21 protein-coding genes are annotated in these 21718 nt (G+C 46.3%); 19 read left to right on the forward strand and 2 right to left on the reverse strand.

Translation table 11 applies throughout. The annotated features are described in order from the left end of the window. The 18 genes from Q0340_RS01055 to tgt form a co-directional block, all read left to right on the forward strand. Nucleotides 1–330, forward strand: a 330-nt coding sequence (locus Q0340_RS01055; RefSeq protein WP_298081801.1) for an adenylate kinase, incomplete at its 5' end; no start/stop codon positions are given. 268 nt (nucleotides 331–598) lie between these two features. Next, the gene (locus Q0340_RS01060; RefSeq protein ID WP_298081802.1) at nucleotides 599–955 is read left to right on the forward strand and encodes a NirD/YgiW/YdeI family stress tolerance protein; all 357 of its coding nucleotides are present in this window, start codon (nucleotides 599–601) and stop codon (nucleotides 953–955) included. A 9-nt stretch (nucleotides 956–964) separates the two neighbouring features. Next, nucleotides 965–1483 carry an inorganic diphosphatase gene (gene ppa / locus Q0340_RS01065; protein ID WP_298081803.1) on the forward strand — a complete coding sequence of 173 codons (519 nt, stop codon included), beginning with the start codon at nucleotides 965–967 and terminating at the stop codon, nucleotides 1481–1483. A 799-nt stretch (nucleotides 1484–2282) separates the two neighbouring features. Then, nucleotides 2283–3701, forward strand: coding sequence for a TrkA C-terminal domain-containing protein (locus tag Q0340_RS01070; RefSeq protein WP_298081804.1), 1419 nt, complete (start codon nucleotides 2283–2285; stop codon nucleotides 3699–3701). Nucleotides 3702–3744: 43 nt separating this feature from the next. Then, the gene (aroB, locus tag Q0340_RS01075) at nucleotides 3745–4776 is read left to right on the forward strand and encodes a 3-dehydroquinate synthase (RefSeq protein WP_298081805.1); all 1032 of its coding nucleotides are present in this window, start codon (nucleotides 3745–3747) and stop codon (nucleotides 4774–4776) included. Then, nucleotides 4773–6482, forward strand: coding sequence for a mechanosensitive ion channel family protein (locus Q0340_RS01080; RefSeq protein ID WP_298081806.1), 1710 nt, complete (start codon nucleotides 4773–4775; stop codon nucleotides 6480–6482). The genes aroB and Q0340_RS01080 overlap by 4 nt, the downstream gene beginning before the upstream one ends. After that, nucleotides 6479–7711, forward strand: a complete 1233-nt coding sequence (gene mtaB / locus Q0340_RS01085; RefSeq protein ID WP_298081807.1) for a tRNA (N(6)-L-threonylcarbamoyladenosine(37)-C(2))-methylthiotransferase MtaB — start codon at nucleotides 6479–6481, stop codon at nucleotides 7709–7711. The genes Q0340_RS01080 and mtaB overlap by 4 nt, the downstream gene beginning before the upstream one ends. Continuing rightward, nucleotides 7680–9461 (forward strand): AAA family ATPase, encoded by a 1782-nt coding sequence (locus Q0340_RS01090; protein ID WP_298081808.1) that lies wholly within the window; start codon nucleotides 7680–7682, stop codon nucleotides 9459–9461. Before mtaB ends, Q0340_RS01090 begins: the two co-directional genes overlap by 32 nt. A 29-nt stretch (nucleotides 9462–9490) precedes the next feature. Continuing rightward, nucleotides 9491–10018 carry a molybdopterin adenylyltransferase gene (gene mog, locus Q0340_RS01095; protein WP_005871651.1) on the forward strand — a complete coding sequence of 176 codons (528 nt, stop codon included), beginning with the start codon at nucleotides 9491–9493 and terminating at the stop codon, nucleotides 10016–10018. A gap of 65 nt (nucleotides 10019–10083) precedes the next feature. Next, a complete protein-coding gene (locus Q0340_RS01100; RefSeq protein WP_177386684.1) occupies nucleotides 10084–10401 on the forward strand; it encodes an HMA2 domain-containing protein in 318 nt (105 codons plus the stop codon). Continuing rightward, nucleotides 10398–11009, forward strand: coding sequence for a hypothetical protein (locus Q0340_RS01105; RefSeq protein ID WP_298081809.1), 612 nt, complete (start codon nucleotides 10398–10400; stop codon nucleotides 11007–11009). The genes Q0340_RS01100 and Q0340_RS01105 overlap by 4 nt, the downstream gene beginning before the upstream one ends. Nucleotides 11010–11104: 95 nt before the next feature. Further along, entirely contained in the window at nucleotides 11105–11584 is a 480-nt protein-coding gene (locus tag Q0340_RS01110) for a hypothetical protein (RefSeq protein WP_298081810.1), read from the forward strand. A gap of 8 nt (nucleotides 11585–11592) precedes the next feature. Continuing rightward, the gene (locus tag Q0340_RS01115; protein WP_177386687.1) at nucleotides 11593–11895 is read left to right on the forward strand and encodes a Cys/Met metabolism pyridoxal-phosphate-dependent enzyme; all 303 of its coding nucleotides are present in this window, start codon (nucleotides 11593–11595) and stop codon (nucleotides 11893–11895) included. Further along, nucleotides 11888–12373 (forward strand): hypothetical protein, encoded by a 486-nt coding sequence (locus Q0340_RS01120; RefSeq protein WP_298081811.1) that lies wholly within the window; start codon nucleotides 11888–11890, stop codon nucleotides 12371–12373. The genes Q0340_RS01115 and Q0340_RS01120 overlap by 8 nt, the downstream gene beginning before the upstream one ends. A gap of 3 nt (nucleotides 12374–12376) precedes the next feature. Next, complete coding sequence (locus Q0340_RS01125; RefSeq protein ID WP_298081812.1) at nucleotides 12377–14458, forward strand: heavy metal translocating P-type ATPase; 2082 nt, start codon at nucleotides 12377–12379, stop codon at nucleotides 14456–14458. Further along, complete coding sequence (locus tag Q0340_RS01130) at nucleotides 14448–14798, forward strand: hypothetical protein (protein ID WP_298081813.1); 351 nt, start codon at nucleotides 14448–14450, stop codon at nucleotides 14796–14798. The genes Q0340_RS01125 and Q0340_RS01130 overlap by 11 nt, the downstream gene beginning before the upstream one ends. Nucleotides 14799–14976: 178 nt before the next feature. Next, entirely contained in the window at nucleotides 14977–15315 is a 339-nt protein-coding gene (locus tag Q0340_RS01135) for an excalibur calcium-binding domain-containing protein (protein ID WP_177386691.1), read from the forward strand. Nucleotides 15316–15616: 301 nt separating this feature from the next. Next, nucleotides 15617–16783 carry a tRNA guanosine(34) transglycosylase Tgt gene (gene tgt, locus Q0340_RS01140; protein WP_298081814.1) on the forward strand — a complete coding sequence of 389 codons (1167 nt, stop codon included), beginning with the start codon at nucleotides 15617–15619 and terminating at the stop codon, nucleotides 16781–16783. A 690-nt stretch (nucleotides 16784–17473) separates the two neighbouring features. Here the strand turns inward: tgt and Q0340_RS01145 are convergent. Both Q0340_RS01145 and glmS read right to left on the reverse strand, forming a co-directional pair. Beyond that, the gene (locus Q0340_RS01145) at nucleotides 17474–18610 is read right to left on the reverse strand and encodes a hypothetical protein (RefSeq protein ID WP_298081815.1); all 1137 of its coding nucleotides are present in this window, start codon (nucleotides 18608–18610) and stop codon (nucleotides 17474–17476) included. Nucleotides 18611–18670: 60 nt separating this feature from the next. After that, entirely contained in the window at nucleotides 18671–20488 is a 1818-nt protein-coding gene (glmS, locus tag Q0340_RS01150; protein WP_298081816.1) for a glutamine--fructose-6-phosphate transaminase (isomerizing), read from the reverse strand. A gap of 141 nt (nucleotides 20489–20629) precedes the next feature. Between glmS and mqnE the strand changes: the two genes are divergently transcribed. After that, the gene (mqnE, locus tag Q0340_RS01155) at nucleotides 20630–21712 is read left to right on the forward strand and encodes an aminofutalosine synthase MqnE (RefSeq protein ID WP_298081817.1); all 1083 of its coding nucleotides are present in this window, start codon (nucleotides 20630–20632) and stop codon (nucleotides 21710–21712) included. The last annotated feature ends 6 nt before the right edge of the window (nucleotides 21713–21718 follow it).

The following is a 21718-nucleotide window of genomic DNA, read 5'->3' on the forward strand; positions in this document are numbered from 1 at the left end:
ATCGACGGCTATCCAAGAAGCGACGAGCAGATGAGCAAACTAGACGAGGTGCTGCGAGGAGACGATGATGTAAATCTTAGCGCGGTAATCGAGGTATGCGTTAGCGAGGAGGTCGCCAAGGAACGTGTTTTAGGACGCGCTCGCGGAGCGGACGATAACGAGGAGGTCTTTAAAAACCGCATGGCGGTATTTTCAGAGCCGATCGAGGATATCCGTAAATTTTACGGCGACGCGGGCGTATTTTACAGCGTAAACGGCGAGCGCACAGTCGAGGAGATCGTAGCGGACATAAACGCTATAATCGCCGCGCAGATCGAAAAATTAGGCTAGCGCGCTTGGATGGCGGCTTGAATTTTAAGTGCCTTTGGCTTCTTTTTCATACCGCAAGCGGCGCAGATCGCGCTTAAATTTAACGCGCCTCTGTGCGAGCGCATTTTTAAATTTATAGCCCGCTGTCGCGCTATAGTCAAATTTTAAGCGTAAATTTAAATAGCTCGCTGTGTAAATTTAAATGCGATCGTCAAACGCAAGCGGGTTTTAAATTTAATGAAATTTCGGATCTGTTTGCGAACGCAGAGATTAAAATTTAAGGATAGATATGGTTAGAAAATTTTTAATTAGTATGGCTTTGTGCGCGGCTGCATTCGGCGCTGGCGGGTTTGTGGCAAGCGGCTCCGCGGCGCAAACTCAACCGTCAAGCGTCAAAGAAGCGCTTAAATTAAGAGATGATTCTTTTGTCGTAATCGACGGCAGGATAAAATCTCAACTCAGACATGAACATTATAGATTTGTGGATCAAAACGGCGATAGCATCGAGGTTGAGATCGACGATGACGTTTGGCGCGGCGTGAGCGTGGATGAAAATACGCTCGTGCGAATTAGCGGCGAGATCGACAAGGATTTTACAAAAACGACGATAGACGTGAAAAATATCAAAATTTTAAATTCTAAATAAAGGAAAACTATGGATCTTTCAAAGATAAAAGTGGGCTCAAACCCCGATAAAATCAACGCAGTGATCGAGATCCCTTACGGCTCGAATATCAAATACGAGATCGACAAAGCAAGCGGCGCGCTCTGCGTAGATCGCGTGCTATACGGCGCGATGTTTTATCCCGCAAATTACGGCTTCGTGCCCAATACCTTGGCTGACGACGGCGATCCTGCGGATGTTTTGGTGCTAAACGAATACCCGCTTGCCGCCGGTAGCGTGATCCCGTGCCGCCTAATCGGCGTTTTGATGATGGAGGACGAAAGCGGCATGGACGAGAAGCTGCTTGCCGTGCCGGTTAGCAAGATCGATCCGCGATATGACGGCATCAAAGGGGTCGCCGATCTGCCTAAAGCGACGCTGGATAAGATCAAAAATTTCTTCGAAACCTACAAGCTTTTAGAGCCGAATAAATGGGTCAAAGTAAAGGATTTCGCAGGCGCCGCCGAGGCCGAGAAAATCCTAGACAAAGCGATCAAGGCTTATAACTAATCCCCTTTTTGCGCGCTTAGCGCTAAAATTTAATCAAATTTGACCGATCCACTCGGTCAAATTTATCTTTAAATTTTAATTCTACAAATTCTCAAATTTTAAAATATTTTGAATTCCGCGCAAATTTTACCTAAAGCCTGCGCTTGATTTTTTGCTTGTTTTTCGGCGGTTGAGCTAAGCAGTCTTGGGTTATTAAATAAAGATTTTTAAAACTAGATTGCGTGAAATGGTGCGACGAGGATCGGAGCTCTACAAACTAATGGCAGAGAAATTCCGTGAGCCAAAAGCCCTCATAGAGACCGCAGTTAAAATTTCAAAATTCGCTATCTTAATTTTGAAAGAGACCGCGAGCGTCATTGCAAAATTATAAAGCTGACGTCATCGCGGACGGAGGCCTTTGAGTTGCTATGCTACGTAAAATTTTAAAATTTTAAAGATACGTATAAGAATCAGACGATGCCGCGTAATTAGCAAGCCTCAGATAGCGGTAAAATTTCCTTATCGAAAGTGCAGCGGCATCTGTGTGGTTACGTGCTTTTTAAAATTCTATAAATTTTTTTCGCTAGATCGCTGCAGAGCAGAATTTAATCCGCTCTTTTTATGCGAGTCCTAGCAATAGTCGGGAGATTTGATAAGCGACCTTATCTCGTTTATATGCTTAAAAAGAGCTATGACTTTGCCGATATATTTAAAAATTTTAAGTCGCCGCGCCTCGGCTTGCTCGCAAAATTTATCCGCGCGCGGTTTAAAATTTAGCCGTTTTTGGTTATAATCTTTGCAAAACACGAAACGGAGAGCAATGAAACAAGTTTTAATCATCGCAAACGGAAAGTTTGCGCGCCATTTTTTATCCAAAGTTTGTAAAATCAAAGATGTCATCAGATCATATCGCGTCATAGCTAAAAATACGGATGCCATGCCCTCAGAGCTTGAAAACGAGTCAAATTTTTCGGTAGAAATTTTTGATCCTACTAGCATTGAGCGGCTGCGCGTGGTGCTAGTAGGAGAGGAATTTGACCGCTGCATAGTGATAATGGAGGATGAATTTGACACTAAAGTAACGCTTGAAAATTTAAAGACGCTCGCTCCGGATTTAGAGCTTTACGTGGCCGATTTTTGGGGGCTTTTGCGCGAAAATAAAAATGAAGCTCACGTAAAAATCGTAAATACCCTTGCGCTAAATTCTTCGCGCTTCATTGGCTTTTTGCCCGATAGCCCCGTTTTTGCTGATAACATCGGGCTTGGGCGCGGAGAGATAATGGAGGTAAAAGTGCCTGTAGGAAGCTCGTTCGCGTATAAAAAAATCAGCACGCTTTCTAATGCCAAATATCAAATTCCGATGATCTACCGCCACAACAATTACATCGTAACGACGCCCAGCTCGCGGATCTATCCGAATGATACGATCTTAGTCGTGGGTGAGCCTAGTGCGCTGCGAGCGGTGTTTGCTGAAGTAAAAAAGCAAAGCGGGCAATTTCCATCGCCGTTTGGGCTAAATATTTTCGCGCTAATCGATATGAAAAAAATGAGCGGCGACGAGATAGCTAGGACGGTTAGGGCACTTGAGTTTTTGGATTTGCATATTAGAAATCATAAAATTTATCTGCGAATTTTAAATCCTTTGCTAAACGACGCTTTTGGCGAGCTTAAAGCTCTGTGTGAGCGAGATAAATTTGAAATTCTCATCGATTACTCGGGCGAGCTAAATTTAAAGCGCGACGTGAGCGAAAATAAAGCAGGCTTGGTAGTTTGCTCAAGCGGAGTTTTCGAGGCTAAAAAAGCAGCACTTAAAGCGCTTGAAATTCCGGTGCTAAGCCTTGGAGAGGGCGAGCTAAAAGATGTGCGTAAAAGTGTCGTGCTAAGTGCCGGCGAGCGGCTTCGCGAGGAATCAAGCATCGTCTTTGACATCAGCTCGCAGCTAGGGCTAGACGTGTATTTGTATCTTTTCGGCGAGAGCGAAAAGGGCGAGTTTGCGCAAAGCTACGTGAGCTTATCGAAGCTTTTTAAGCAAAGTTTATTCGTGATTCCTTGCGAGCGACAAAATCCGATTTTAGCGTTAGGCAGCGAGCGAGATCTGCTGCAGTTCGTGCCATTTAATGATAGAATTTTGGCGCGCAAGCTCACATCGATTTTCAATCAGGATTTAGACCGGATGTATTTCAAGCTAGGCAAAAATCATCAAATTTTCGTTCCGAGCGATTACGGGTATGAAAAGTAATCGAAATTTATGTTACAATTACCCAAAAATCAAAGGCTAGCGTATGAAAATCGATCTTAATTTAGGTAAAAAATACAGCGTTTTTATCGACGAATTGCAAGAGATCAAACTCAAAGGCAAGGTAGCGATCATCACAAATCCCAAAGTAGGGGGGCTGTGGCTTGATTTCTTACTGCAGCGGCTAGATTGCGAGCAAAAATTTATCATCACGATCCCAGACGGCGAGGAGTATAAAAATACCGCGAGCGTGGAGCAAATTTTAGAGCAGCTTTTTAGTTCCAAGCTTGATCGCAAAAGCACGCTCATCGCCCTTGGCGGTGGTGTCATTAGCGATATAACGGGCTTTTGCGCGAGCATTTATGAACGCGGCATCGATTTTATCAATATACCTACGACCTTGTTAGCGCAAGTGGACGCAAGCGTCGGCGGCAAGACGGGCGTGAATAATCGCTTCGGCAAAAATTTAATCGGCTCATTTTATCAGCCGCGCGCGGTTTATTGCGAGAGCAAATTTTTATCGACACTTCCTGCGCGAGAGTTTGCCGCAGGCGTTGCGGAGGCGGTAAAGATGGCTGTATGCTTTGATGTCGAACTATTTAAATTTTTCGAGACGCACGATCTAAAAAGCGCCGATGAAATTTCGCACGTAATCGCGCGCTGCGTGGAGATTAAAGCGGACGTCGTAGAGCGAGACGAGTGCGAAAGTGGCGTGCGTGCGGTGTTAAACTACGGACACACCTTCGCTCACGCTATCGAAAAAATTACTAATTATAAAAAATTTTTGCACGGCGAGGCTGTGGCGATCGGCATGGTGATGGCAAATGCGCTAGCACGCCGTCTTGATAAATTAAACGAGCTTGAGGAGGAGCAGATCCGTAAAGTGCTTCAAAAATTCGCGCTTCCGATAAAATTCCACGTAGAGGATGCGGCGGAATTTTACGAGCTGTTTTTTCTCGATAAAAAGAGCGAAAACGGCAAGATAAAATTTATCCTGCCCGACGGCATTGGTAAATTCTACGCTTCCAAAGAGATCGCAAAAGATGAAGTAATCGCAGCGCTGAAAGAGTTTGAATGAGAGCGCTTGCAGCTATTTTTTTGATTTTTAATCTTGCATTTTGCGAGGCAAATTCTACGCTCTCCGCCGCGCATACGCGCTTAGAATCTAACGCTAGCTCTGCCGCTAGTGAGAAGAAAGATGAAAATTCCAAGCTATCCGCGTCGCTAAAAGATCAGATCCGTGTTATTGACGATGAGATCAAAAATAATATCTGGATTTCGCGCTTTTCAAATTTCATCGGCTATCAAAATTTACAAAAGCAATCCAGCCAGCTCGAAGCGGAGCTAAAAAAGAGCGCCGGCACCGATAAGATCGCAGAGATTCAAAAAAGACTTCGCGCCGTAAAAGAGCAGCTCATACTGCTAAAAGAGTATGAAAAATCTCCGTTTTTAGATATCATCGCGATGCCTGAAACTCCAGAGCCTGCGCGCATTACAAATCCTTTTTCGATAATTTCAGGTTTTTCTACGATTAGAAATTTGCAAGCTCAAAAGATGGAGCAGAAAAACGCCATCGAAAATATTAAAGCTTTAATCGATAAACTTGAAGCAAAAAGGGCGCTATATGAGCGTTTGATGCAGATTGATACGGACGCAAGCGCCGTGGCGGAGCTTAAAAGCTTAGATTACGAGCTTAGCGAGTTTAGCTCCGCATACGAGATCGCACAGACCACATACGACGTTTATGAAAAAAAGATCAACTCCCAAATCGCCGTGCAGACCGCCGATATAAAAGCGCAGATCAAGCGCGCGGGAAACATCGCCGTATGGATACTCGTAGTCATTGCGCTGTCGTTTTTATGCAAGGTAGTGGCGAAAAAATATATCAAAAACGACGAGAATTTTTATATCGTAAATAAAGCTATCAATGTTTTAAATTTCACGCTGATTGCGCTGATACTGCTCTTTTCTTACATCGAGAATATGACGCATTTCGTGACGGTTCTGGGCTTTGCCTCGGCAGGTCTTGCGATTGCGATGAAAGATATGTTTATGAGCTCCTTAGGCTGGCTTACGATCGTGCTTGGCGGCAGCTTTCGCGTGGGCGATCGCATCAGAGTGCATAAAAACGGCGAGACCTACGTAGGCGATATTATCGATATTTCGGTACTTAGGATGACGATTTTTGAGGACGTTACTATGACTACGTGGAGAGAAAATAAACGCGCGGGCAGGGTAATTTTCATACCGAATAATTATATTTTTACCGATCTTATCTCAAACTACACCCATAGCGGGCTTAAGACCGTCTGGGACGGTATTAGCATACTTTTAACATTTGATAGCAACCATAAAAAGGCGATGTATCTCATAAAAAACATCGTGCGGAAGTATTCCAAAGGCTACACTGACATCGCCAAAAAGCAGATGGGCAAGCTGCGCTCGCAATACAGCATCAAAAATCCAAACGTCGAGCCTAGAATTTTCAGCTTTTTTGAGCCATACGGCATTGAAATTTCGGTTTGGTATATGACGAACTCTTACGCGACGCTCGGGCTTCGCAGCAACATCTCGGCTGAAATTTTAGACGCGCTAAGAAGCGAGCCCGACATCAAGATCGCCTATCCTGCTTACACGCTTTTTAACGGCAAAAATTATGCGGCTGCGGGCGGAAATTTTGCGGCGCAAGATCTCGGCTCGGAGCAGCAAGGCTCGCAAAATTTAAACGCAGTGGCGCAGGGCGCGGGCTTTGCCACAGGAAGCGGATTCGGGAGCGAAATTTGAAAATTTATTTTAAAACGTTTGGATGCCGCACCAATATCTACGACACTCAGCTTATCAAAAGCAACCTCAAATCGGGCGAGATCACGCACGACGAGCAGGGCGCGGACGTCGTCGTGATAAACTCCTGCACCGTTACGAACGGCGCCGACGCAGACGTGCGAAACTACGTAAATAAGATGAACCGCCTTGGTAAAAAGATATTGCTAACCGGCTGCGGCGCGGTATCGCGCGGCGAGGAGCTGTATAAAAACGGCGCGGTCTTCGGCGTATTCGGGATGTCGCAAAAGGAAAAAATCGACGAGTTTTTGGGCTCGGAGTCAAAATTTTACGATATCGGCGATTTAAGTAGTGTCGAAAAAAATTTAGTAAGCGACTACGAGGATCACACCAAGGCCTTTATTAAAATTCAGGAGGGGTGCGATTTTAACTGCAGCTACTGCATAATCCCCTCCGTGCGCGGCCGCTCGCGAAGCAGCTCTGAAGACGCGATCTTAAAAGAGGCGGCGAGCCTTGCCGCAAACGGCTTTAGCGAGATCGTGCTAACCGGCACCAATATCGGAAGCTACGGCAAGACCGCAGGCACGAGCCTGGGCGCGCTGCTTCAAAAGCTGGGCGCGATTCGCGGAATTCGCCGTATCCGCCTAGGCAGTATCGAGCCCTCGCAGATAGATGCGAGCTTTCGCGAAATTTTATCCGAGCCGTGGCTGGAGCGGCATCTGCACATTGCGCTTCAGCACACTTCGCAAAAGATGCTTAGTATAATGCGCCGCCGAAATTCCGCGCTAAGGGATTTGGAGCTTTTTTGCGAGCTTGCGGAGCGCGGGTTTGCGCTGGGGACGGACTTTATCGTCGCGCATCCGGGCGAGAGCGAAGAAATTTGGCTCGAAGCGGTAGAAAATTTCAAAAAATTCCCGCTCACGCACCTGCACGCCTTTATCTTTTCGCCGCGGCAAGGCACCGCCTCGGCGTCGCTAAAAGGCCGCATAGACGGTAAAACGGCGAAGGCACGGCTAAAGATGCTACAAAACATAACGGCGCTGAATAATTATAAATTTCGTCTTTCGCACAAGGTGCCGCTAAATGTGCTGATCGAGCGGAAAAACGGAGAGTTTTATGAAGGATATGATCAATTTTATGATAAAATTTGGATCGAAAGCGATGAGGATTTGTCGAAAAAATGGATGGAGATAAGAGATTATGAGGTTAAATTTGATGGAAATTTTGCATAAAATCAAAAAAAGCAAGCTAAATATAATTCTGATTTTTTTAGTGTTGCTTATCGTTTTGCTCTCGATCGTTTATTTTAAAGACGATTCGCGATACATCACCGAGCGCGAATTTAGCGAGCTAGTCCGCGCAGATCAGATCAAACGCGCGCATATCGAGGACGGCAATTTAAATTTTACCTATGACGGCAAACGCTATAAAATTTTAACCGATATCGTTAATTTAAAAGAGCTGTCCAACCACGCTTTGATTACGAAGGAAGAGGATAGCGAAAGCGGCGGTATCAGCGCGATTTTGGTAATTTTTACGTTCGCATTTTTTCTCTTCGTATATTATTTTGAAACCGTTTTGGCTAGACGCCGCAAGATGGACGGCGCCGCGCGTCAGAGCGCTAGCTCGGGCGGCGATCTCGGTGATCTTTCGCCAAGCGTTAGCGACGTGAGATTTAGCGACGTCGCGGGCATCAGCGAGGTTAAGGACGAACTAATCGAAATCGTGGATTTTTTAAAAAATCCTGCAAAATACAGAAATTTCGGCATCAAGCTGCCGAAAGGAATTTTAATGATCGGCGAGCCGGGCGTCGGTAAAACGCTTATCGCAAAAGCCGTAGCCGGCGAGGCGGACGTGCCGTTTTTTTACCAAAGCGGCGCAAGCTTCGCCGAGGTCTTTGTGGGCGTCGGCGCTAGGCGGGTTCGCGAGCTGTTTGCTAAGGCTAAATCCTGCGCGCCCGCGATTATTTTTATCGACGAGATCGACGCGGTCGGCGGCAAGCGCGGTATCGGGCGCAACGACGAGCGAGAAGCGACGCTAAATCAGCTGCTGACCGAGATGGACGGATTTGAGGAAAATAGCGGCGTGATGGTAATCGGCGCAACCAATAAAATAAATTTGATCGACGACGCGCTATTGCGCTCGGGGCGCTTTGATAGGCGCGTTTTCATCGGGCTTCCGAACTACAAAGACCGCATTGAAATTTTAAAAATTTATCTCGAGGGTAAAAGATGCAGCGCGAATATCAACAAAGTAAGCCGCCTCTGCGTGGGCTTTAGCGGCGCGGGGGTAGCGACGCTGGTAAATGAAGCCGCGATCAACGCTCTTAAGCGCGGCAGCGATACGATCGAGCTTAGCGATTTTGAAAACGTGCGAATGAGGGTCTTTTACGGCGTGCAAAAAAGTAGAATTCTAACCGAATACGAAAAGGAGATCCAGGCGTTCTATCAGGGCGCAAAGGCGCTTAGCGCGTATTGGTATTCGTTTGATTTCGAAAAGATCGAGCTTTTAAACGATAAATTTTTAAACGAGGATTTCGAGATCGAATCCAAAACGCAAATTTTAAATCAAATTAAAGTGCTTTTAAGCGGCATGGCAGCGCTACAGATCCATAAAAACGACGCTTTTTCAAATTCTGCTAGAGACGTAAAACAGGCTATCGCGCTGGCGCAAAAGATGGTTTTTGAGCTCGCGATGGGCGATAGCTTTACCCCTAGCGCGCAGAGCGTGAATAAAATTTTGCAAGATTGCTACGACGAGGTAAGCGAGATAATCCGCACGATGCAGGATAAGCTAAATCAAATTTCAAAGCAAATTTTCGTCTATGAGTTCATAACTTTCGAGGATGTTCAAAAGATCTGCGAATCTGATGGTGTGGAGCAAGAGGGCGCTTCTGCGCAGGAGCAGGATTTACAAAAGTCAGAAAAAGATAGCGAAAGCTCTGAAGAAAAGCCGCAAGACGGCACGCTAAATTTCGATTAAATTTTAAAATTCCAATAAAGGAGAGGAAAATGGTAAAAATAGGTGTTTTAACGATAAGTGATCGCGCTAGCGGTGGCGTTTACGAGGATTTAGGAGGCAAAGAAATAATTGCCGTGATGGATGATTGGCTAACTTGTGAGAAGCAGTATTTTTATGAAATAGTTCCAGATGAGCTAGAGCTGATCAAAGATAAGCTGATTTATCTTTGCGACGAAGCGGGTTGTGATTTGGTGCTAACCACGGGCGGTACGGGTCCTGCTCCACGCGATGTAACGCCTGAAGCGACCGAGGCGGTAAGTGAGAAATTAATGCCAGGCTTTGGCGAACTAATGCGCGCAGAAAGCCAAAAGATCGTGCCTACGGCAATTTTATCGCGCCAGATAGCAGCGATCCGCAAAAAATCTCTGATTATAAACTTACCTGGCAATCCAAAAGCGATTAAAGAGTGCCTCCTGCCGGTATTTCCTGCCGTGCCGTATTGTATTGATTTAATGGGAGGAAATTACATAACAGCGGATGAAAATAAGATAAAAATATTCCGTCCTAAACGCAAATAATTCGCAAAATTTAGCAGGAATTAAATGATTTATGATATTATTTGGGCGCAAATTTAAGGAAAAATATGAAAATAAATCACAACGATATTTTGGAATTTCATAAGTATTTTAGCAAAATCAGCCACAGCAAAGGTCGTATCCGTATCCGCGTAAGTCCCAAGATTAGGGAGTTGCGAGATAGCGTGAGCGAGGAGAGCCTGAAGGCTAAAATAGCTGCAATTCGCGGGATAAAAGAGTATAAATTTAACTCTCTAATCGGCTCGCTGACGATTCACTACGACGAAAATATTTTTCCGATGCACCTTTGGGAGCAGTTTTTAAGCGGCATCAGTTCGCCTGAGCTAATAGCGCTCGTAAATTCCAATATAGAGGCGATTTCTTGAGCGAAGAAGCATTGCGTAGCACCAAAAAATCGCGTAGAATTTCTAATAAATCTCGGAATTTAAATGAGGCTCAAATTGCAAATATCGCTCTTTTGCTCGAAAAAGAGGCACAAATTTTTCAGTTTTATTCGCTGGGCGCAGTTAAATTTCAAGATAAAAAGTTAGGAGAGATTCTATCTTTACGAGCTGGATTACTTGAGCGGATGCTAGATTTTGCAAATTCTTGCGGGCTTGGTGCTACGCCTCCTGAAAATAGCAGTGAGGCACTGGTTGCAAAAGGTCTAAATGAGTTTTTGGCTTCGGCACTTTTGATAGAAAAAAGCTCTATGATGTTTTATGACGATCTAATTAATTCGTGCAAGAACGCGGAATTTAAAGAGCTGCTGTATAAGGCGCAGGCGGTTTCGTATAATGAAATTTTGCCGATTTTAAAAGAATTAAATTCTAAATGCGAGGTTGATTCAAATTCTTTGAATTTAACTGATTTGTTAAATGAAATTTTAAAAAATCCGCAGGAATTAGAGCGGATATTTCAAAAATACGATTTGCAAAATATCTTAAATAGCGCATTTTCCAATTTAATTAAAGGAATTTTGCAGAAAAATTAAATTAGGATTGCAAAAATCTAAAAAAGTCGCTATAATATCAAAATCTATGTAAAGTTGATAAAATGACTTTATAATCTTAACACAAGGAGAATGAAATGCCGATCCCATTTCTAGCAGGTTTTGCGCTTGGTTGTGCGGCGGTTTACGCTTATAACAATCGAGATAAAATCAAAGAAGGTGCGAATAAAATCGTTAGCAGTAAAAGCGTCGAGGAGCTAAAAAATAGCGTCAAAGGCGGAGCAGAAAAATTAAGCAAAAAATCAAAAGAAATTTTTGCGGAAGCCAAAGAAGGCCTAGACGATGTCGCTGAGGCGGTAAAAAGTAAAAGAAAGTCTGGCGGTAAAAAAGCTGCGACAAGTAGCGATAGCACTGCAAAAAAAACCAGAAAAAAGCCGGGACCAAAACCTGGATTTAAAAGAACTAAAAAATCCACCGCGAGCGCTAAGACTGGCGCAACACCGGTAGGTGAGACATCCGCAGCATCTACTACTCCGCTTAATATCCCGCAGATCGTAAAAATGGACGATAATTCTTCGGCTAAATTTACGTCCGCAGACGATAAATCAGAAAAATAGAGGCCTAAATGAATAGATCACTTACGACACAGCGTTCGCCGCTGGATCACGTTTTAAGCGGCGCTATAGCAGGGGCGATCGGCGGTTGCGCCGTAGAGCTCGTTAAAGCAAAAGAAGGCAAGAGCAAGTCTAAAGCGATTCGAGATGCGCTAGATATAGCGCTAAGCGGCGGTATCATCGGCGGCGGCGCGATTTACAGCGCAAATAAGCTCGTACAAGGCGAGTATCTACGCGCAGCGGCAGGCGTCGCAGTATGCGTAGGCGCGCTCATTGCGGGTAGAAATTTTATTCTTAAGGTAGGCAATGAGTAATCCGTATATCACAAAAAAAGATTTGAAAGAAATTCTAGACGATTACGATTTTGGTGGCAATAAATATTCTAGCGACTCTGCGGGCGGCTTTGCCGGCGATGATAAGCTCGGCGGTTGGGCAAAATGGATAAATGAGCGGGTAAATTCCGCACCTTTTAACGGCTCAGTTTCTGACAATGGCTCGGATAATAAAGATTCCGTCGCCCAAAGCTCAAGTGATGTAAATTCTACTCAAGGCTCCGCTTTCGGTGGAATTTTTAATTCCATGAGTAGCAGGCAAAACGCGAACGGCTTATTCGGTAGCAACTCATTTATCACAGGCATCGTTCTAGGGGCTGCGGCGACCTATTTTCTCACCGACGAAAACGCGCAAAAAAAGCTTTTTAAGCTCATCGCAAAGGGTACCGAGATGTTTCAGATGGGCGTTGAAGAGATGAAGGAGCGATTCGAAGACGCCAAGGCAGAGATGCAAGAGTAGTTTATGCAAAATTTTAAAATTTTACATGAGACTAAAACTAGACTACGCATAAAGGTCGCGGGCTTTAAAGGGCTTGATACGAGCGCGCTGCAAAAAGCTGCTGCGATGCTTGAAGGCGTAACTGAAGCTAGATTTAACGCTAAAATCGGCTCTTTGATCCTTAGGCTTGACGCGGGTGCAAATAAGGCGGGAATTCTAAAGCAACTTGAAGATTTAAATTTAAGCGAGCTAAAATCAATTATCCCCGCTAACCATAAAAATTTGCCAAGCAAAAACGAATTTATTTTAGCGCTTCTTGCGTTGGGGGGAAATTTAATCTTTCGCACTTCGCCTTTAGCGCGCTCATTTAGCATAGTAGCGTGCGTGCCTATCTTAAAAGAGGGTATTAAAGAAAGCTTTCGCCACGGGCTTACTTCAAAGGGCTTGGAGGCTGCTGCTGTGGGGATTTCGCTCGCTCGCGGCGACGTATTTGCCGCAAACAGCACCAACGCGATGCTCGCTCTTGGCGAATACATGGAGGAAAGCACCGTTTATAAAAGCGACGATCTGATCCGCGAGCTCGCCCGCCCGGACATCGCCGAGGCGTGGGTCGAGATAGATCAAAACGGCAAAAAGACCGAGGTCAAAATCGCAACTTCCAAGCTAAAGGTAGGCGATATCGTGGTCGTGGGAGCGGGCGACGTTATAGCCGTGGACGGACACGTCGTAAGCGGCGAAGCGATGATAAATCAAGCCAATATGACGGGCGAGTCGGTCGCGGTGAAAAAATCTCGCGGCGATAGCGTGCTAAGCGGCACGATCGTGGAGGAGGGCAGGATCCGTATCTGGGCGGAAAACGTCGGCGAAAACACCTCCACGCAGCGCATCAAGCACTACATCACGGCGTCGCTGAATGAGCGCTCCAGCATCGGCATGCATACGACCCACCTGGCCTACAAGCTCGTGCCGGTAACCTTCGGGCTTGCGGGCGTGTCCTATCTGATAAATCGAAATTTTATGAGCGTAGCTTCGGTGCTGCAGGCGGACTACTCGTGTGCGCTTAAGTTGCCTACGCCGGTTGCTTTTAAGTCAAGCATTTCAAAGGCGGGCAAGAACGGGATTTTGATCAAAGGCGCCAAGGCTCTTGAGTCGCTTGCGAGCGCCGATACCTTCGTATTCGATAAGACGGGCACGCTTACGTACGGCAACCTGGAGGTCGCCGAGATCATATCGTTTGACGAGCGCTTTAGCAAAAACGATATTTTAAATTTAACCGCGAGCGCCGAGGAGCATTACTTTCACCCCGTAGCCGAGGCGATCGTGGATGCGGCTAAAAAGCATGGCTTTATCCACAAACACCACGACGAGGTGGAATTCGTCGTTGCTCACGGCGTTAAGACCAGCATCGAAGGCAAAAAGCTCATCATCGGCTCGCGCCACTTCCTCGAAGACGACGAGATGATCTCGTTTGCGGCGCATGAGCAGACCATCGATCTTGCGATGCAAAAGGGGCTCGCGCTGCTTTACATCGCATTTGACGGCAGACTTTTGGGGCTCATCGGGCTTAGAGACGAGGTGCGCGCAAACGCTCGCGCCGTCATAGCTAGGCTCCGTGAGCTGGGTGCAGAGCAGATCGTCATGTTAAGTGGCGACGTGAAATCAAAAGCCCGCGCCGTAGCCAAAAAGCTCGGCGTAGATCGCTATTACGGTGAGCTGTTGCCGACGCAAAAGACCGAAATCTTAGAACAGCTGAAAGCCGAGGGGCGAAAGGTAGTCTTCGTGGGCGACGGCATAAACGATGCGCCGAGCCTGATGAAGGCGGATATCGGCATCAGCATGCTAAACGGCGCCGAGATCGCCAAGGCTTCCGCGCAGATCGGGCTTTTGAAAAACGACATCGAGGGCGTCGCGCAGGTAAAGGCGCTGGCCAACGACACGCTGCGGCTCGTAAATCGAAATTTCAACGCCACCGTGGGGATAAATTCGATCATTTTATTTTTGGCGACCTTCGGCGCGCTAAGTCCCGTAGCTACGGCGCTGCTGCACAACGGCACGACGATAGGACTACTACTGAATTCCATCAAAGGGGTAAAATTTGAGCATTGAAGATAAAATTTTGGATCTAAACTTTCAGCGCAAAGTGGCTAAAACGGCGCTGGGAGTGAGTATGGGCATCACGGCTCTAACGGCACTAGATATGAATGCGCGCGCGTCGCGACTGCATAAAATTTCCGGCCTAGTGATGCTAGGATGCGCGATCTGGCACGCTAGCCTTTACGGCTCGCCGTACAGCGAGTTTTTGCAAAATAGAAAAGCAAAAAGCAGGGGCAGAAAGAGATCCGTAGCAAATTTAGCTTTGAAAAATTTATCGGACGGCAAAAGCGCTCCTACAAAAAGTGCGCCCCTAAAAAGAAAGCCTCGCGCGCGCAAGCGCCTAGCGGTATAGTGCGTCGCGGCTTTTGAAAGTGCAAAGAAACTCTAAAGCCGCTAAATTTCTTTAGACGCAGCCGCCGAATAAAACGTCGTAAGCGGTGAAATTTACGCCGTTTGCGGCTAAATTTACTATTTTATTAATTATTTATCTATTTATCCATACAATTCCATCAAAATTTTAAGGAAAGACGATGAAATTAGTTTTATTGTTTTCGGTATTGGCTAGTCTTGCTTTGGGGCTGGATTGCAACGCCAAGACCTATTGCTCGCAGTTTAGCAGCTGCGAAGAGGCGACGCGGTATCTGCGAGAGTGTGGCAGGGCTCAGGAGGGCGGCACCCAGCATACCGACGGCGACGGCGACGGCGTGCCGTGCGAAAAACAGCTGTGCGGCCGTAATGGTCATAAATTTAGCGGATTTTCTAGCGCGCGCGATGAAAAGAGCGAAGTTTCAAATTTAAAGGGCGCTGCCGACTCATGCGGTGCGGAGAAATTTAATGGTAGCGTTATAGCTATAAAATTTGCTTCATAAGTCCGTGAAATTTTATCTCGGTACATCTTTAAATTTATAATATAAAGCGCGCCGTGATCTAATACCGCCGCGCTCGCTAAATTCGCAACATTCGATTAAATTTTAATTATAAGAGAGCCAGTAAATTTTACATTTAGCGGCTGTGTCGGTCGCTAGCTACCGAAATTTTAATCCGCAAACACCTCAAATATCCTTTAAATTTTTCACCCGCTTTTATCTGCCGCAAATTTAAATTTCGCTACAATCGCTTTTTAAAATTTTGCGCCGAGTGCGCGCAAGAAGCTAAATTTAAAGGATCAAGATGGATTTTCAAATAGACGCCACAGATGGCGCGGCGCGCGCCTGCACGATCCGCACGGCGCACAGCACGATCCGCACCCCCGTTTTTATGCCGGTCGGCACCGTGGGCGCGGTCAAAGCGCTCGATGCGACGGACGTAGAGCAGCTTTTAGGCGCGCAGATCATCCTTGCTAACACCTATCATATGTATCTGCGCCCCGGCTCGCGGGTAGTGGCGGAGTTCGGCGGGCTGCACGGATTTACGAAATTTCCCCGCAGCTTTCTGACCGATAGCGGCGGCTTTCAGGCCTTCAGCTTGCGCGCAAACACCAAAAATGACGAAGGCGGCATAAAATTTAAAAGCCACATCGACGGCAGCATGCATTATTTCACGCCGCGCTCGGTGCTGGATACGCAGTATGAGCTAAACTCCGATATTATGATGATTTTGGACGATTTGGTGGAGCTGCCGCGCGAGCCGGGCGCGCTTAGCAGCGATGATAGATCGCGGCTTAAAAAACGTATCGATCTAAGCGTCGCGCGCACGATAAAATGGGCTCGCGAGGCGATAGATTATCACGAGGCCATGAAATCTCGCGGCCTGCACGCGCATCAAAACATCTTCGGTATCATCCAAGGCGGCACCGACCCGCAGGCGCGTAAATTTTGCGCCGAAGCGCTGTGCGAGATGAGCTTTGACGGGCTTGCGATCGGAGGGCTTAGCGTGGGCGAGAAAAACGAGCTGATGTACGACACGGTAGAGGCCATGATGCCATACGTCGATGCGGCGCGCCCGCGCTATTTGATGGGGGTCGGCACGCCTGAAGATCTCGTCGAAAATGTCGCTCGCGGCGTGGATATGTTCGACTGCGTAATGCCTACGCGAAATGCGCGCAACGGCACGCTATTTACGAGCTTCGGCAAGATCAGCATCAAAAACGCGGGCTTTATCAGCGATCACGATCCGATCGATCCGCACTGCGACTGCTACACGTGCAAGCGCTTCAGCCGCGGCTACCTAAATCATCTATTTCGCGCGCGCGAGCTTAGCTTTTACCGCCTCGCGAGCATTCACAATCTGCACTTCTACCTACGCCTTGCCGCAGATATGAGAGAGGCGATCATGCACGGGCGGTTTGCCGAGTTTAGGCGGGAATTCTACGCTGCACGAAGCGGCGCACGAGATTAAATTTCAGCAGGCGAGGGCACGGAATTTAGCGCGGTAGTTAAATTTAGCTGCGGCGGCAACGAGCGGAATTTTAATACGGCGCGCGGACGGCTAAATTTAAACGCGACAAAATTTTGGCAGTGAAATTTTAAGAGCTGCGGAGTGCAGAGCCCATAACTTTAAATTTGATTTAAATCCGCGCTTAGGCTTTCGTATCGATTAGAATTTTATTTCGGCAAAATTTTATTATGATAGAGTTATGTCTTGGAATTTCGCCGTAGAATGCGATGTGAAATTTAGCTTTGAATTTCGCGCCAAATTGCGTGGATAAAATTCTGCGTCGATATGTGCTGAGCGCGCGAGATTTAAAGATGGAATTTAGCGGTAGGATTTTACAGACGCGATGTCAAATTGCCACGGCTTTTGTCAAATAAGGGGCATTGCATCGAAATTTCGCAGGCATTGGTGTTATTTTTGTATAAGCCGTGCGTTACGCGTATAAAACACATATATTGCTTTATGGTATGATCTACGCCTAAAATTATGGAATTTTATTGCGATAAAATTTCAATGCGGTAGAATTTTACTTTGATAAAGTTCGAATTTCCACTAAATTCTGTCTTCGTGCTAAATTTTGCAATGAAATTTTGAGCAGAATTCTATCATAGTAGAATTTCATCGCAGCCAAATCTGCGGTAAAATTTTGTAAAATTATTTTTTAATCCGCCTTATCATGCAAAATCCAAGGAAATAAAGTGGCGACATAACGATAAAGATTATGATGTATCTCCATGCCGTGCTCGCAAAAAATAGCCCTGTAAGCTCCATAAATTTCATCGATGCGCCAGTATAGCGGTCGCCGATGCCGATGAAAATAATAGCCGCGAGCTCCACAAGCAGCGCGGGGGCAAATAGGATCGAGCCTGCGGTTTTGAAAAACATAAACGCAAACGCCTTGAACTTATAATAAAACGAAATTAGCCCAAATCCGATCACGCCGCAGATGAAAAACTGCTCGAACTCATCCAGCCCCAGGCTCTTATCCTGCAGGATCGTAGAGATGACGCACAGGATGATAAAGACGTTGTAATTCGCCATTTGACGCATTGGGTATTGATCGTGCGTCGCTATGGAGAGTAGGTTTATCGCGCGGTTAAGCGGCAGCAGATAAAATAGCGCAAAACTAAGGAAAATCAGCAGATCCATTACCATATAAACCGTATCTTGATTGACATAAGCTTCGATCTGCGAAAAAGATAGAAATATGCTTGCGATTTGCGAGCGGAATATCAAAATAATGACTATTGGCGCTATGGGCAGGATTATGGATTTAAGCCCTTCCTTGCGGATAGATGAAGTATAAATTTTACTCTCGACGCTTTGCGTAGTGCGCAGATCGTCGGTTTGGACGAACTCAAATCCAAAGAATTTCGGTTTTTTTGCACTCGCGGGTTTGGTTTTGCGAGGAAGTTTGAATTTTTTAAATTTTTTCGAGATTTTTGTTGCTTTTGCGGCGGATCTATCCTCTGCGATATTTTCGGCGGAATTTTGAGGAGACGACTGCTCTGCTGCGTCTATCTCTATGAAATTTTTAGGATCAGAAATCCAGTTGTTATTTTGCTTTGTGGCTTCTTTTGCCTGTGAAGCCGCTTTTTGCGCCGCATGATCCTTGGATTTGGACGTGTCCACGCGCTCGATATTTATCGCGCTGGATGCTAGCGTGTCGAAGCTTACCTCATCGCCGTCGGTTAGGCTAGGATCGCGCTCGCCTAGCATTTCGTAGCTATACTCGACCCCGCCCGTGGCGACTATGACATTTTCACCTCTAATAAATCCAATAAGTCTCATATACTAACATTCCCCGATTTTTTAATGAGAAATATTAGTCAAAATGAACTTAAAAAACGATTATTCTACGGTGACGCTTTTGGCTAAATTTCGCGGCATATCCACGTCATTGCCAAGTCTGACGGAGATTTCAAGAGCTAGAATTTGTAAAATTATCATCATCTCAAAAAACTCGCTCATCGCGTGACTCTGCTCGCTTGTTTTGATAAAATCATCCGCGATCTCGGGCTCTTCCGGGCTGATAGCTAAAATATACGCATCGCGCGCGGCAAGCTCTTCGACATTGCTTTTCGTTTTTTCGTAGAGCAAATGCTTTGGCATCAGCGCAACCGTAAAGAGATTAGAATCGGCAAGAGCGATAGGTCCGTGCTTCATCTCGCCGCTTGGATAGCCTTCCGCGTGCAGATAGGAGATCTCTTTGAGCTTGAGCGCGCCCTCAAGAGCGAGCGGATAGAAAATATCGCGCCCGATAAAGAAAAAGCCGTGTCCGTGCAGATAGTGCTTACTCATGCGGTAAATTTTATCCTGCAAGCCGTCTTTGATCTTTAAAATTTGCGGGATATGAAGCATCGCCGAAATTTCGCTCGCGTTGTTTTTGGCAGAGACGGTGCCGCGCAGATTTGCAAGATACACCACAAACATCCATAGCACCATAACCTGCGTCGCAAAAGCCTTTGTAGATGCCACACCCTTTTCGATGCCTGCACGGGTTAGGATCACGCTGCCCGCCATGCGCACGATCGAGCTGTTATCGACGTTGCATATCGCAAGCGTTCTAAGACCGGCTTTTTTAGCGATATGCAGCGCCTCTAAGGTGTCGGCGGTCTCGCCGCTTTGCGAAATGACGATAAAAAGGGCGTTTTTATTCAAAAATGGCTCCTTATAGCGGAATTCGCTGGCGACTTCTACTTTCGTGCGGATTTTAGCAATGCGCTCGAAAAGATACGAGCTTACGAGCGCGGCGTGATAGCTCGTGCCGCAGGCGCATAACACGACCTCGTCGATCCCCTCAAACAGCGCCTCGTCAAGTTCGTCAAATTTTATCTTGCCGCCCTTTATTACACGCCCCATCATCGTTTCGGTTACAACTTGCGCTTGCTCGTAAATTTCTTTTTCCATAAAAAATCTAAAGCCATCTTTTTGCGCATAGCCTTTATCCTTCGGAAGCTCACTAAAGGCGCAATTATGCGGTTTAGAGTTTTTAAAAATGTCGATTTGCCCAAGCTTTGCAACGCCGTAAATTTGATCGTCCAGATACGCAGCCGTATTCGCAAGCCCGATGAGCGGAGCATCCGAGGAGCTAAAGAAAATTTCGTTTTTATCGTTTTTTGCGACGATCAGCGGAGCCGCGTTTTTGGCAAAGAAAATTTCGCCAGGTGCTGCCTTCGTGATTAAAAGCGTTGCGTATGCGCCTTTTAGCCGTTTAATTGTGGCTTCATATGCCTTAAATGCGTCGTTACTAGCCTTGAAATTTTTTTCAAAAAGATGCACGATCACTTCGGTATCGGTCTGGCTTAAAAATTTCACGCCGTCCGCTTCGAGCTCGTCCTTTAGCTCGATGTAGTTTTCGATGATGCCGTTATGCACGACGAAGCTAAAATCTCCAAAATGCGGATGCGCGTTAAGCTCGGTGGGCTTTCCGTGCGTCGCCCAGCGAGTATGTCCGATCGCAACGCCAAAGCCTTGCGAAGTGAAATCTTTCATCTTTTCTTCGAGATTATTCAGCTTGCCGACCGCTTTGAAATACTTTATATTCGCACTCTCGTCCATCACGGCAAGGCCCGCGCTGTCGTATCCGCGATACTCGAGTTCTTTCAGTCCGTTTATTATGATTTTTTTCTTTTCGGCGTTTCCTATGTAGCCCACGATTCCACACATTTTGCTTTCCTTGTTTAAAATTTGGCGCCCATTTTACTACGCTATTTTAAATTAACGAAATTCGGCTCTAAATTTAGTCCGCTTATCCGTTTTGTAAGCAAAAAATTATATAATTAGCACAAAATTTGGCTTGGGAAATCGATGGAAATTTTAGAAAAACTACAAAGCGGCGAGAGATTAAATTACGAAGACGGCGTGAAATTATGGGATCTGGATCTTTTCGATCTGGGCAAATTCGCCTTTGCTATTCGCAAAGAAAAAAACGGCAAAAACGTCTATTTCAACGCAAATCGTCATATCAATCCTTCGAATTTATGCGCAGATACCTGTAAATTTTGCGCATTTTCGGCGCACCGCAAGAACGAAAACGCCTACACGATGAGCGATGATGAGATCATGCGTATCGTGGACGAGACGGTGGCGCGCGGCACGAAGGAGATTCATATCGTAAGCTCGCACAATCCATTCGTTACGCCGCAGCAATATTTGGGAATTTTCAAAGCGATAAAGCAAAAATATCCGCTTCTGCACATCAAGGCGATGACCGCGGCGGAGATCGATTACTGGCGGCGAAAGTGGAAGATGAGCTACGAGGAGACGATAGAGCTGATGATGCAAAGCGGCGTGGATTCGATGCCCGGCGGCGGCGCTGAAATTTTTGACGAACGGATCAGGGATCAAATTTGCAAAGGTAAGGTCTCAAGCGAACAATGGCTGCGTATCCACTCGCTGTGGCATGCGCGCGGGCGTCAGAGCAACGCCACGATGCTCTTTGGACATATCGAAAGCCGCGCTCACCGCATCGATCACATCTTGCGCATCCGCGCGCTGCAAGATGAAAGCCTCTCTCGCGCTAACGGCGGCGGTTTCAACGCATTCATTCCGCTCGTGTATCAGCGCGAGAACAACTACCTGGACGTGAAGGGCTTTTTGGGCTCGGTCGAAATTTTAAAAACGATCGCGATTAGTAGAATTCTGCTTGATAACGTCACGCATATCAAGGCGTATTGGGCGACCTCGACGTTAAGCTTGGCTCTCGTAGCGCAGGATTTTGGCGCGGATGATCTTGACGGCACGATTGAGAACGAGAGCATTCAAAGCAGCGCCGGCGCCGGCAGCAAAAAAGGTCAGAGCAAGCGCGATTTTATCGATATGATCAGCACCGCAGGCTTTGTGCCGGTAGAGCGCGACAGCTTGTATAATCAGATCGAAATTTACGAATAAATTCTA

This window comes from uncultured Campylobacter sp. (genome assembly GCF_938045595.1).
GTDB lineage: Bacteria > Campylobacterota > Campylobacteria > Campylobacterales > Campylobacteraceae > Campylobacter_B.